The organism is Peribacillus simplex (assembly GCF_001578185.1).
In the GTDB taxonomy this organism is placed as follows: Bacteria; Bacillota; Bacilli; order Bacillales; family DSM-1321; genus Peribacillus; species Peribacillus simplex_A.
Window position 1 is genome coordinate 3,799,630 of the sequence record NZ_CP011008.1, and the last position, 13,774, is coordinate 3,813,403.

Genomic DNA, 13,774 nt, shown 5'->3' on the forward strand with positions numbered 1-13,774 from the left:
GCATTCCAAAATCCCTAGCATGTTTTGCATTTTATCATGTTCTTGGAAGTTTAGTAACAAAAATGCTCACGCGTCCGAGTTGTAAATATGTACAATAATCAATCAATATGTATTTGCCCTTTACCAGTATGCCCAAAACTTTTGATTTTTAAAATCAGGATTTGCTGTATAAATATGTATATGCGGTATTAGAACTAATCTACACTGAAATTCAAAAAAAATCAATCAGGAACTTACCGATATTTGAAATTTCCACTAATTCTCAATATGTATAAAACAAGGCACGATTACTCGCGCCTTGTTTTTTAAGGAAATATTTAAATCTACTTATTTATAAAAATTATTTTGCGTCAACTGTTTTGCTGTTTTCTACCAAGAAGTCAATAGCTTTCTTAATTTTAAGATCGCCTTTGATTCCTTCTAAGTTTCCAAGAGCTTGTTTAATCGCATCAATTTCCATATTGTACATTGTAGCCATTTGTCCAAGCTCTGCTTCTACATCTTCGTCAGTCGCTTCAATTTTTTCAACTTCAGCGATTGCTTCAAGAGTCAGGCTCGTACGAACTTGTCCTTCAGCTTCTTCTTTCATTTGTGCTTTTAAAGCTTCTTCGTCTTGACCTGAGAATTGGTAGTAAAGTTCCAAATTAAGTCCTTGAGATTGAATGCGTTGAGAGAACTCATTCATCATGCGGTCCACTTCGTTTGAAATCATTGCTTCAGGAACGTCCATTTCTGCGCCTTCAACAGCTTTACCAATTACAGTGTTTTGTATGAAGTTTTCTTCTTCGTGTTTTTTGTCATGCTCTAATTTATGTTTTGTTTTTTCTTTAAGTTCAGCCAAAGTTTCAACTTCGTCGTCGACATCTTTCGCGAACTCATCATCCAACTCAGGAAGTTGTTTAGTTTTGATTTCGTGAATTTTCACTTTGAATACAGCTGGTTTACCTGCAAGTTCAGCAGCATGATATTCTTCAGGGAAAGTAACTTCGATGTCTTTTTCAGCGCCAGTTTCAAGACCAACAAGCTGCTCTTCAAATCCTGGAATGAAAGAGTTTGAACCGATTTCCAATGAATGGTTTTCTGAAGCTCCGCCTTCGAATGCTTCACCATCAACGAATCCTTCAAAGTCAAGAACGACTGTATCGCCGTCAGCAGCTTGTCCTTCTTCTTTAACAACAAGCTCAGCTTGCTTCTCTTGCAAAGTTTTCAATTCGTTTTCAACATCTTCGTCAGTTACTTCAGTATTGAATTTTTCAACTTCAACACCTTTGTAATCTCCCAATTTAACTTCAGGCTTAACTGTTACAGTTGCAGTGAAGATCAGGTTTTCGCCTTTTTCCATTTTCTCGATGTCGATTTCTGGACGATCTACAGGCTGGATTCCAGCTTCTTCGACAGCATTTGCATATGCATCTGGAAGAATGATATCAAGCGCATCTTGGTATAGTGATTCTACGCCGAATTTTTTTTCGAACATTTGACGTGGCATTTTACCTTTACGGAAGCCAGGTACATTTACTTGTTTCACTACTTTTTTGAAAGCTGCGTCTAAACCTTCGTTTACTTTTGCAGAGTCAACTTCAATTGTTAGTACGCCTTGATTACCTTCTTGTTTTTCCCATTTTACAGACATGTGTTTCCCTCCAAAAAATCTATATACTTCAATAATAAGCATTGGATGAATATGCTTTGCAAGTGTAACAAGTCATCCCTCAAATATCCCCAAAAAAAATATTGGGAAATCGTCAAAACCTGACGATTATACATTACAACCACTACATTATACCACAGGTTTAATCTGTTACAACAGCAATAGCTTAAATAATGGGATAAGAAATTTCCTCAATTTCTTTTAAATAGGATAGGATATCCGCAACGGTTTCTTCATCAGCCAGATAAAGGTCAGCCAAGTCACTCCCAAAAACTTCCCCAGTCATGTATTCTTCCGCTAAGGCATGATAGGCAGCTGCCCACGCCGCAAATCTTTCTGGTCCAGGTTCAAAGGGATACAATATAAAGGAATGACGGTCAATCAAACTATGGACCATTTCAAATAAGCTCGGATTTTCCTGACTGATTTCCTCTTCAGTCAGGCCGGTGACCTTCTTATAGAAGTCCGTCTCCTTCACACTTTTCAATTCCCTTGGTATGACCGACTTCGTTTGATTGAATTTCCTTAGTGTCACTTCCTCGTTGTATTCCTGGTCAATAAGAATGTTAAGGAGCATCGTTTTAAAGAAAGGGTGTCCCTCATCATTTTGTAGAAATTGTGCGATTTCCGGGATAAATGGTCGAATATTGATATTCGTTAGTTTTGAAATGACCATGAACATTTCATTATCCATTTTCCCTTCAAAAAGATCATTCTCCTGCAATTCCTCTGCAAGCTGCTGATTTTGCCTTTCCTTTTCTTCTTTTTTATCCTCAAGGGCCCTTTTACTGAACTGAAGCATCTTTTCGAAATGTTCCTCTTTATCAAAGGGAATTTGGCTCTCTTCAAATAGCAGCTCGATTGTCGTGACCATTTCCTGATGCTCGCCTAATTGCAGCAGTACCATCAAATAGATATTGATAAGTTGAAAATAGTCGCCTATGCCTTTATTCAGCATCTCTATACACAACTCTTTTGACTCCTCATAATACTCAAGTTCTACTAGTGAGACTACAAGCCCCATGCAAACTTCATCATTTTCGGGCTCATACTCCCTGGCTTGGCTGAAAAGCTGTGCAGCCGCTTTAAAGTTTCTGTTCCCAAGCTCGTCAAGCCCTTTTGCAATCAGCCTTTCACCGAGATTTGGAAAGGCGATAATCTTGGTTTCTCCGGCCTTCTTTTGGTTGTTCTCATTATCCATCCTATTTTCCGCCTCACCGTTCGCTTTTTGAAAAACAGTTTAGCATGTAATAGCAGGAAACACAAAATTATATGGACGGATGAACGCCATTCCGTCTTAACCAGGTTCCTCAAAAAAAAAACCGCATCCTTTCAAATGAAAGGATGACGGGAAAATGACATTCTTCAATTAAATGCTCGATACAGCCTTTTCTTGCGATTCATAGGCAGAAATCTTTTGATCATATTGCAGGGTTATCGAAATTTCATCCCAGCCCTTAATAAGCATTTCCTTCCAATATGGATGGATGTCAAAGCTTGTTTCAAACCCTTGGCCATCTTTCAATGTCTGATTGGGAAGGTCGATAGTCAACTCATAATCAGTTGCCGACACCCTCTCCATTAAATACTTTACTTCAGCCTGGGTTAAAGCGATGGGGACCATGCCATTTTTCATGCAATTACTTTTAAAGATATCAGCATAAGACGGTGCGATGATGATATCGAATCCATAGTCTTTCAATGACCACGGAGCATGCTCACGAGAAGAACCGCAGCCAAAATTTTCACCTGCTATTAAAATGGACGCGTTTTTATTATGGGGCTGATTCAATTCAAAATCAGGACTTTCTTTTCCATTCTCATCAAAACGCCAGTTATAGAATAAAAATTCTCCAAATCCGCTTCGCTCAATCCGTTTTAAAAATTGCTTTGGAATGATTTGGTCCGTATCCACGTTTTTACGGTCAAGTGCCGCCGCTCTTCCTTTGTAAATAGTAATGGGTTCCATTCTCTGCACCTCCGGTTAATTCTTATTCTTAATGGACCTGTTCAGTTCTTTCCGAATTCCTGATATCGACAAATTTCCCATGAATGGCCGCCGCGGCAGCCATTGCCGGACTAACTAGGTGTGTCCTTGCACCAGCTCCTTGCCTGCCTTCAAAGTTCCGATTACTGGTGGAGGCACAATGCTCTCCGGTTGGAACCACATCAGGGTTCATGCTCAAGCACATGCTGCAACCTGATTCACGCCATTCAAAGCCCGCAGATTTGAAGATCTCATCCAACCCTTCTTCTTCCGCTTGCCTTTTAACACTCTGTGAACCGGGAACGACCATCGCCCGAACTCCTTTTTGCACAGTCTGGCCATCGATCATTTCTGCGGCCTGCCGCAAGTCTTCAATGCGTGAGTTCGTACAAGATCCTATGAATACATGCTGAACGGGGATATCCGTGATTGGCATGCCTTCCTCAAGACCCATGTACTCAAGTGCCCGATTCAGCTCCTTAGAATCCATGATACCTTCCGCGAAGGTAGGTACTTTACCGTCCACTCCACTAGCCATTCCAGGATTTGTACCCCAGCTGACCATAGGTGAAATCAGGCTGCCATCAAGAATGATTTCTTGGTCATATACAGCATCCTCATCACTTGAAAGTGACTTCCACTCCTGAACACATTGCTCGTACTCTTCTCCTTTCGGCAAATATTTACGACCTTTCAAATATGAGAAAGTTGTTTCATCAGGAGCAACCAGCCCCGCCCTTGCCCCGCCTTCAATCGACATATTGCAAACCGTCATTCTCTCTTCCATCGACATATCCCGGAAAACTTCCCCACAATACTCAATGATGTGCCCAGTGCCGAAATCGACGCCAAATTTAGAAATCACAAATAAAATGACATCTTTCGCCATCACACCGTGTCCAAGTTTGCCATTAACCTCAAGCTTTAATGTTTTCGGTTTTGTTTGCCAAAGGGTTTGTGTGGCCAAAACATGCTCAACCTCACTCGTACCGATTCCAAACGCAATCGATCCAAACGCACCATGTGTGGAAGTATGACTGTCACCGCATACAATCGTCATCCCTGGCTGTGTAAGCCCTAATTCTGGCCCGATAACGTGAACGATCCCTTGTTCCGGGCTGTCCAAATCAGCCAAGCGGATACCGAACTCCTTACAGTTTTGGTCTAGTGCCTCTAATTGCTTTCTAGCAATATCATCCTCGATGAAATAGCGATTAACGGTTGGTACATTATGGTCCATTGTCGCAAAAGTACGGTCTGGTCTCCTGACTGTGCGTCCTTTTAATCTCAATCCTTCAAATGCTTGCGGAGATGTCACTTCATGAATATATTGAAGGTCTATATAAATCAAATCCGGTTTATTTTCCTCTTCATTTACAATATGACGATCCCATATTTTCTCTATTATCGACTTTCCCATCTTATCCCACCTCGATCAATCTTATATTTTTTTAAAAAACACGGCCTAATATTAGGCCGTGAAAGAAGTTTATGCGTAAGCTCCCATGATATTGGAAATGGCTTCCTGGTCTAAAAGATTGGCTTTTATTTCTGCAATCATCTCTGAAGTAGACGTAATAATTGGTTGGCCATTTGCGATATCGCCTGTTCTCAAACCATAATCAAGGACCGTTTCCACTGCCTGCTCAACGGCATGTGCCTCATCTTCCAAGCCAAAGGACAAACGCAGCATGGACGCCGCTGATAAAATGGTCCCAATTGGATTAGCTAAGTTTTTGCCCGCAATATCAGGAGCAGAGCCATGAATCGGTTCATATAAATTAGGCCCTTCCGTTGATATGGAGGCGGAAGGAAGCATTCCAAGCGAGCCAGTCAATACAGAGGCTTCATCACTTAAAATATCACCGAACATATTCTCCGTCACGATAATATCAAATTGTTTCGGGTTTTTAATCAGTTGCATGGCTGCATTATCCACAAGCATATGTTCAAGGATTACATCCGGATAGTCCTTGGCGATTTCTTCAGCCGTTTCACGCCACATCCTGCTGGATTCAAGAACATTCGCTTTATCCACGGATGTTACTTTTTTCTTGCGTTCCGATGCTAATTCAAAAGCAAGTTCAATGATGCGCTTCATTTCGCTTTTCTGATAGAAAAGGGTATCGACAACCGCTTCTTTCCCTTCTCTTTCAACGCGCTCACTTGGCTTACCGAAATACAGGCCGCCAGTTAGTTCCCTGACAATCACGAAATCAACATCTTCAATGAATTCCTTTTTAAGAGGAGAAGATTCCGACAAGCTGGAATAGTAGCTGATTGGACGGATGTTAGCATAAAGATTCAAATCTTTTCGGATTTTCAACAAACCACGTTCCGGTCTTAAGTGTGCAGGCTGGTCATCCCACTTAGGTCCTCCAACGGCACCCAATAATACCGCATCGCTGTTTTTACAAATCTCCACTGTTTCATCCGGCAAGGGGGAGCCTGTGTTATCGATGGCCCCGCCTCCAATCTCACCATATTGAAATTCAAAATCGTGTCCATATCTTTGGGCAACGGCTTCGAGGATTTCTACAGCGCCTCTTGTTACTTCTTTCCCGATGCCATCTCCTTGAAGCACCGCAATATTCCTTTTCATCGAAATCTCCCCTTCCTATTGTAATACTGCTTTTTCTTCCAGTTCCCTCATGATGATCACACGGTTCACAGCGTTCAAATACGCTTTGGCAGATGCCTCCAAGACGTCCTGATCAAGACCGCGGCCGCTCGTTTCCACACCGTTATAATCAATTTTCACAAAAACCTGAGCAAGGGCATCCATACCGCCACCCACCGATTGAATTCGATAGTCCAGCAAGTTGATTTCACTGCCCAAACATCTTTCAAGCGTGTTATAAAGGGCTTCAACACTCCCTGCCCCTGTAGCCGCTTCCTGAATCTCTTCATTATCGCCTTTTTTCAGTGTAACCGTCGCTGTGGCAACTTGATGTGTACCGTGGGAAATCTGGAAAGAAATCAGGTCATAGAAACTGATATCCGTCGCTTTCTCTTCAAGCACCAGTGCCACGATATCTTCATCAGTCATGGTCTTTTTATTATCGGCCAATTCCTTGAATTGAACGAATAATGAGTTCATTTCCTCATCCGTTACCGTAAAATTCAACTCTTGTAATCTTTCTTTAAAAGCATGCCGCCCTGAATGCTTCCCTAAAACAAGTGAATTGGACGAAACTCCGACGAGTTCAGGTGATATGATTTCGTATGTCGTTTTTTCTTTTAACATGCCATCCTGATGAATGCCAGATTCATGTGCATAAGCATTGGCGCCAATTATGGCTTTATTAGCAGGAACTTGCATTCCCGTAAGGCGGCTAACTAGGTCACTGGTCCTTTTAATTTCATTTAATACAAGGTCCGTTCCCGCTTGATAGAAATCTTTACGGATGTAGAGTGCCATAGCCACCTCTTCAAGTGCCACATTTCCAGCACGTTCACCAATGCCGTTGATTGTGCCTTCGACTTGTGTAGCCCCGCCTTCGATGGCAGCCAATGAATTGGCCGTTGCCATTCCAAGATCGTCATGGCAGTGTGCAGATAAGCTAACCTTATCAATAGAAGGAACATGTTCACGAAGGTATCTGAAAATGTTTCCGTATTCGATTGGAGCTGCATACCCTACAGTATCCGGGATATTAATGACCTTAGCACCAGCTTGAATGACCGCTTCAACGATTTCAGCCAAATAGTCAAGTTCCGTACGGCTTGCATCTTCTGCAGACCATTGCACGATCGGAAAACGCGCTGCTCCGTACTTAACCATTTCAACCGACTTTTCAATCACTTGCTGCTTCGACATTTTTAACTTATATTCACGATGAATGGGCGAAGTGGCGATGAACGTATGCAATCTCGGTTCCGCCCCGTCCCTTAATGAATCCCAGGCTGCATCAATATCTCCTTTTACAGCACGCGCCAGCCCCGTAACAGAGCTGTTTTTAATTTTGCGCGCGATTTCCTGTACGGAGTTGAAATCCCCTTTTGATGCTGCCGGAAAACCGGCTTCGATAATATCAACACCCAATCTTTCAAGCTGATAAGCAATTTCAAGCTTTTCGGTAAAATTCAAATTCACACCGGCTGATTGCTCCCCATCTCGAAGCGTAGTTTCAAATATATTAATTTTTCGCAACGGCTACCACTTCTTTCTCTTTTTGTTGAGGTTTTACGAATGGCATCATTTTTCTTAATTCACGGCCAACCACTTCGATTTGATGTTGGTTTTCACGATTATTAATAGCATTGAAGACTGGACGGTTCGCTTGGTTTTCCAAGATCCATCCTTTAGCGAACTCACCGTCTTGGATGTCTTTCAAGATCGCTTTCATGGCCTCTTTCGTAGTTTCCGTCACAACGCGTGGTCCAGAAACGAAATCTCCCCATTGAGCTGTGTCAGAAATGGAATAGCGCATGTTTTCCATTCCGCCCTCATACATAAGGTCGATGATTAATTTAAGTTCATGCAAACACTCGAAATATGCCACTTCCGGCTGGTATCCAGCTTCTGTCAAGGTTTCGAAACCAGCTTTCACAAGGGAAGTCAATCCGCCGCAAAGTACGGCCTGTTCTCCGAATAGATCCGTTTCCGTTTCTTCCTGGAAAGTAGTTTCCAAACCGCCAGCTCTTAAAGAACCGATTCCCCGAGCGTACGCAAGTGCCAATTCTCTTGCTTCACCCGTAACATTTTGATAGATGGCGAACAATGCCGGCACCCCTGCACCTTGTTCATATGTACGGCGAACAAGATGTCCCGGACCTTTTGGAGCGACTAATAATACATCCACATCTGCCGGAGGAACGATTTGATTGAAATGGACGTTGAATCCGTGTGCGAACATTAACGCTTGACCTGCGCGCAATACCGGTTTGATTTCTTCTTGGTATACTTTCGGCTGAGTTTCATCAGGTAAAAGGTTCATGATTACGTCTGCCTGTTCAGCGGCTTCTTTAACTGTGTAAACATTGAACCCGTCTTCCACCGCTTTATCGAAGGATTTACCTTTCCTGATTCCGATGATTACTTCTACACCACTGTCACGTAGGTTTTGTGCGTGTGCGTGTCCTTGTGAACCATATCCGATGACCGCTACCTTTTTATTGTTGAAAAAATTCTCGTTTGCTTCTGCGTTATAATATACTTTTGCCATAATAATTACATCTCCCTTTTCTTTTCATTATTGTTTTTGTTTTTTTATACAATTGTTGCGCTCTTGGCGTGTGCTATTTGCATTCCACGCGGGATGGCGGCTGTCCCTGTCCTTGCCAATTCCTTGATGCCATATGGCTTGATCAGTTCAATGAAAGCTTCGATTTTATCCGATTCCCCAGTGATTTGAACTGTCACGCTATCTTTACTGACATCAATTACTGATGCACGGAAGGGTTCGATGACTGAATAAATCTCAGCTCGGGTATGTGTTGTCACCAATATTTTGATGAGTGCAAGTTCCCTCGCCACAATGGATTGATTCGTAATATCATATACTTTCAATACTTCGATCTGCTTGTTCAATTGCTTGGTGATCTGTTCAACGACTGTTTCGTCATCAACATCGACCACGAAGGTCATCCTTGAAATGCCTTCCTGCTCGGATGGGCCGACAGCCATGCTTTCAATGTTATAATTTCTTTTCGTGAACAGATTCGTAATCCGATTCAGGACACCTGGCCGGTTGTTCACGGTGAGGCTTAGAATTCCTTTCATTGATTAAACTCCTTCCATTTCATCAAGCCCTTTTCCTTGTGCTACCATCGGAAAGACATTTTCTTTTTGCTTTACACGGAAATCGATTAATACCGGACCATCTGTCGCTAACGCTACATCCAGGCAGTTGCTGGCTTCTTCCTCCGTCGTCACCTTGTAACCCGGAATTCCATAAGCATCCGCTAATTTCACAAAGTCCGGATGCGATTGAAAAATACTGTGTGAGAAACGGTTATCATGAAAGAGTTCCTGCCACTGCCTTACCATCCCGAGTGCCCCGTTATTGACAATGATGATTTTGATCGGCAGATTCATTTCGGCAATGACCGATAGTTCTTGCAGGCACATCTGGAAACCGCCATCTCCCGATATGGAAAGCACCGTCGCTTTCGGATTCGCCAGTTGTGCTCCGAGTGCCGACGGTAAGCCAAAGCCCATCGTTCCGAGTCCACCGGAAGTGACCCATGAATTCGGTTTGTTAAACGGATAGTATTGCGCTGCCCACATTTGATGCTGTCCAACATCCGTCGTAACAATGGCCTCCCCTTTCGTTTTTTCATGAAGCATCTGGATGACCCGCTGTGGTTTCAGCACGCCTTCTTCATGTGTATAACGCAATGGGAACTCTTCATTCCATGCAGTCAGCTGTGTGGTCCATTTTTCAATTTCCGGCTTCTTGCCATTTTGTGCGATTAACTCCGTCAGTGCTTCCTTAGCACTTCCGACAACTGGAATTTTCGTCGGTACATTTTTACCGATTTCCGCTGGATCAATATCGATATGGGCCACCGTTGCATGCTGTGCGAACTTCGCTAGATTTCCAGTCAATCGATCATCGAACCTGGCACCGATATTGATTAATAGGTCACATTTCGATAACGCCATGTTTGCTGCAAAACAGCCATGCATACCACCCATTCCGATAAAGAGGGGGTGTTCCGCCGGAAAACCTCCAAGACCCAATAAAGTGTGGACGACAGGAATGCCTTGCTGCTCGACATAGTCCTTTAATAGGTGAGATGCCTTCGCATGCAGGACGCCTGCCCCTGCAAGAATGACCGGTCTTTTCGCTCCACTTACGGCTTCAACAAGCTTTCTGATCTGTAAGTAATTCGGCTTGGTCGTCGGCTGGTAACCAGGGAGATCCATTTCTGGCTCCTCAGCCGTATATGCACCTTCTAAAATGGCCATATCTTTAGGTATATCAATTAATACTGGGCCAGGCCTGCCGCTTGAAGCGATATAAAAAGCTTCTTTTATAATGCGCGGGAGGTCTTCCGGCTTTCTTACCTGGTAATTATGTTTTGTAATCGGTGTAGTGATCCCCAGTACATCCGCTTCCTGGAATGCATCTGAACCAATTACGCTGGTAGCGACCTGACCCGAAATAACCACAAGCGGCAATGAGTCGATCATTGCATCAGCCAAACCCGTGACAATGTTCGTCGCTCCTGGTCCGGATGTGACTATGACCACCCCCGGCTTGCCGGTTATCCTGGCGTATCCTTCCGCTGCATGGATCGCACCTTGTTCGTGTCTTGTCAAAATATGAAAAAGCTCTGAACTGTAAAGCTTGTCATAAATCGGCAATACGGAACCACCCGGATATCCAAAGATGACTTCAACATTTTCCTTTTTCAATGCATTCAGCAGAAATTCGGCACCACTATAATGTGTCTTTCCACTTTTCCGATCAGCAATCACTGATTTTTGTGTCATTTCGTTAATACCCCCTTCACTTTCCCATAAAATAATTTCCAAAGATTCAGAATTTTCAGCTTTTAAGGCATACAAAAAAGCCTTTTCACCCCAAATGTACTTGCACTCGGCAAGTTAAAGGGGTGAAAAGGCTTGATGAGCCACTCCACGGTACCACCCTTTTTCGCATGAAACTCCATGCGCACTTTGAATAGTCTACACTATTCTCTGTTTTGGTAACGGGTACTGGTACGCACCCGTTCAGCCCTACTAGTCTGACGTTCAAGCTGAAACTCCAAGGTGAGTTCATCTTTCGGGACAATACCGGCTCTCAGCTACCCGGCTCTCTGTGACTGCCTTTTAAAAAGACTACTTATCCTCTTCAATGCTTTTCGCATTATTCATATTTTTCGAAACGCTTATGTTTGATGTCTTGTATTTGTGATTATCTTACGTGTATTTCATGTAGTAGTCAACAGGTTTTTGAGAATTTTTTGATAATTCTAAATTGCGAGTTTTGCTGTATACGCTTACATACCTACCATTACCACATTCTATAAATAAGTTATTTCAATTATTAATTTTTAAAAATGTTAGATTTCCCAGTTAGAATTTTAAATTTATAAAAAACTTATTCATCAGAAACTCCAATTACGCATCCATGTATTTCCATTACCCATTCATATGCGGAATCAACCATTATTCCTTTCGGCTTCATTTCTAACTGTCAATCTCCTTTATGAAAAGGGGCGTTAACGCAACTCTTGATAAAAGACTTGGCCTAAACCTCTTTTGAAGATCTCTCGTAGATAAACCGCCCGACATCCCAAGATGCGGAAAATCCCGGAACGATTCAAAATCCCCCCAAACAAATACCAGGGATTTTGCTATGGCTGGTACTCTTGTCCACTTTTCTTCCTCTGTCCACAATGCCCGCTTGCCGTCATCACTAACAATGATAAAATCTACAGCAAGTCCATAGTTATGCAAGGATTGGCCCACTCTGGCATATGTCACGACCGGCTTTAATTTATTCGTTCTGCCTTATTCATAAAGAAACATCGGTAACCAGCCGTGATTTGAACAATTATCCCCGCTTCAAAAGCTAATTTCACCACTTCGAGTATCGTCTCGTTCACGACCGGGTTCATACCGCTTCCCATATTTTCCTTTGCGTGATTCAATAGGGTTTGTAATTTGATGGCCATCCTGGCACCTCCCCTATATTAAATGCGAACATAACTGCAGAAGGGAAGGCTTTACCATTATTTTATTGGGGGGTAAAGAGTATCAGAAAAATGAAAAAGGGCTGAACATAGGTGATATTAATCATCCCCTAAGTCAGCCCTCCGGGTCATTTAGCCAATACATCCTCGTATTCTGCATTTTTTTCAAACAGTTTTTGAACGAACGAACATACCGGAACAACTTTCAGATTTTCCTCCCTTGCGAATCCTATGATCTTTTCAACAAGGGCATTTCCTACCTTTTGCCCGCGAAGCTTGTCAGAAACAACGGTATGATCGACCGTGATCTCATCATCACCTGATTTAAAGAATGTAATTTCCGCTAGTTTCTCACCAGATTCTTCGACAAAAAAAGAACTTTCACCTTTTTTGATATCCACCATCTCGATGACCTCCTTTTAATTCCTTTTTATCATATCTCACAAAATGGAAATTAACCAAATATTTAAAGCTTACTCAAATTATTGCTATGTGAAGTTTACTTACAAATAAAAGAGGGATGATAAAAAATGATCCCAGGTAGATAAATGACATGACTTGGAAATCATGATTGATTTTCCAGCTAACTCCGAGACGATTTTCCGAAGATATATATTTCCCGTAAAGCCTAGAATTCACTGAAACTGAGGTGTTCGTACTGCATGAAATCTTTTAACAAGGTTTTTCTTACTCTTGCACAAACATAATGTAATTCAGAGTTTTTCAAGCTTCTGTTTTTTTATTGCAACTAATAAATGGAAGGAATCTTTCCATGATGGTGTTAGAATAAGTAAATAGCAGAAACTAAAAAACTCCCTATATAGGATAGGGCAGACAGACTGTAGACAAACTCTCGATGAAAATCGAGTTTGTCTACAGTTTTTTTTGAGGGTTTTAAAAATTCGAACGTTGATTAGAACGTAGGGCACTCGCTTTCCGCGGGCGGTCCGCCCTCGGCGCCTTTGCGCCTGTGGGGTCTCCCTTGGACGCGCTTTTCCCGCAGGAGTCTCGTACACCCGCTCCAATCAACTTTGTTTTAACAATTAGATATAACCGCTTTTGCCTACAGTCTTTTTTGTTTTAAAATTTTAAAGTACTCAACAACAAATAAAGAGGGATATCGTGAGTACAAATCTCCCAAACACATTTGTAAGACATGTTCATTTTTATCAATAGTGTACAGAAAGCAAAGACCATCAAAAAGTGGTGACGCGCCATATCTGGCAAGAAAATATGGAGGAAGCAGATCACCTGCGTCATCATCAAGATGTAAAACCTATCTATGCAAAACGCAAGGAAACGATTGAGCGTGTATTCGCAGATGCAAAAGAAAAGCATGGTATGCGTTGGACTGCTTTAAGGGGACTTAAAAAATTGTCGATGCAGGCGATGGGTTACTTTCGCTGCCATGAATGTAAAGAAGATGGCCAATTGGACATGGCAAGGTCCAAAAATGGTCTAACATAGCTCGTAGAGACCTAAGCTCT

Annotated in this window: 12 protein-coding genes, 1 pseudogene and 1 other annotated feature; of the genes and pseudogenes, 1 reads left to right on the top strand and 12 read right to left on the bottom strand. The window is 42.3% G+C overall.

The annotated features are described in order from the left end of the window. Positions 1-340: 340 nt before the first annotated feature. From tig to UP17_RS17755, 12 genes are all read right to left on the bottom strand, one after another. Positions 341-1,633, bottom strand: a complete 1,293-nt coding sequence (gene tig / locus UP17_RS17700) for a trigger factor (protein WP_061464277.1) — start codon at positions 1,631-1,633, stop codon at positions 341-343. A 184-nt stretch (positions 1,634-1,817) separates the two neighbouring features. Continuing rightward, entirely contained in the window at positions 1,818-2,852 is a 1,035-nt protein-coding gene (locus tag UP17_RS17705) for a tetratricopeptide repeat protein (protein ID WP_061464278.1), read from the bottom strand. Between the two features lie 168 nt (positions 2,853-3,020). Continuing rightward, a complete protein-coding gene (gene leuD / locus UP17_RS17710) occupies positions 3,021-3,620 on the bottom strand; it encodes a 3-isopropylmalate dehydratase small subunit (protein ID WP_061464279.1) in 600 nt (199 codons plus the stop codon). Between the two features lie 28 nt (positions 3,621-3,648). Further along, positions 3,649-5,058, bottom strand: coding sequence for a 3-isopropylmalate dehydratase large subunit (gene leuC, locus UP17_RS17715; protein ID WP_061464280.1), 1,410 nt, complete (start codon positions 5,056-5,058; stop codon positions 3,649-3,651). A gap of 69 nt (positions 5,059-5,127) precedes the next feature. Beyond that, a complete protein-coding gene (gene leuB, locus UP17_RS17720) occupies positions 5,128-6,240 on the bottom strand; it encodes a 3-isopropylmalate dehydrogenase (RefSeq protein WP_061464281.1) in 1,113 nt (370 codons plus the stop codon). A 15-nt stretch (positions 6,241-6,255) separates the two neighbouring features. Continuing rightward, entirely contained in the window at positions 6,256-7,791 is a 1,536-nt protein-coding gene (locus tag UP17_RS17725; RefSeq protein WP_061464282.1) for a 2-isopropylmalate synthase, read from the bottom strand. Further along, the gene (gene ilvC / locus UP17_RS17730; protein WP_061464283.1) at positions 7,778-8,806 is read right to left on the bottom strand and encodes a ketol-acid reductoisomerase; all 1,029 of its coding nucleotides are present in this window, start codon (positions 8,804-8,806) and stop codon (positions 7,778-7,780) included. The genes UP17_RS17725 and ilvC overlap by 14 nt, the downstream gene beginning before the upstream one ends. A 44-nt stretch (positions 8,807-8,850) precedes the next feature. After that, complete coding sequence (gene ilvN, locus UP17_RS17735; RefSeq protein WP_061464284.1) at positions 8,851-9,363, bottom strand: acetolactate synthase small subunit; 513 nt, start codon at positions 9,361-9,363, stop codon at positions 8,851-8,853. A gap of 3 nt (positions 9,364-9,366) precedes the next feature. Next, positions 9,367-11,082: an acetolactate synthase large subunit gene (gene ilvB, locus UP17_RS17740; protein WP_061466156.1), complete on the bottom strand. Its 1,716-nt coding sequence runs from the start codon at positions 11,080-11,082 to the stop codon at positions 9,367-9,369. 115 nt (positions 11,083-11,197) lie between these two features. Next, positions 11,198-11,456: a binding site (T-box leader), on the bottom strand. A 325-nt stretch (positions 11,457-11,781) separates the two neighbouring features. Next, positions 11,782-12,051 carry a M15 family metallopeptidase gene (locus UP17_RS17745; RefSeq protein ID WP_061464285.1) on the bottom strand — a complete coding sequence of 90 codons (270 nt, stop codon included), beginning with the start codon at positions 12,049-12,051 and terminating at the stop codon, positions 11,782-11,784. Positions 12,052-12,086: 35 nt separating this feature from the next. Next, positions 12,087-12,269: a hypothetical protein gene (locus tag UP17_RS17750; RefSeq protein ID WP_061464286.1), complete on the bottom strand. Its 183-nt coding sequence runs from the start codon at positions 12,267-12,269 to the stop codon at positions 12,087-12,089. Between the two features lie 146 nt (positions 12,270-12,415). After that, on the bottom strand, positions 12,416-12,691 hold the full coding sequence (locus UP17_RS17755; RefSeq protein WP_250211690.1) for a GNAT family N-acetyltransferase: 276 nt from the start codon (positions 12,689-12,691) through the stop codon (positions 12,416-12,418). A gap of 678 nt (positions 12,692-13,369) precedes the next feature. Here UP17_RS17755 and UP17_RS17760 point away from each other — a divergent pair. Further along, positions 13,370-13,749: pseudogene (locus UP17_RS17760) on the top strand (transposase); the annotation flags it as partial. Positions 13,750-13,774 lie beyond the last annotated feature (25 nt).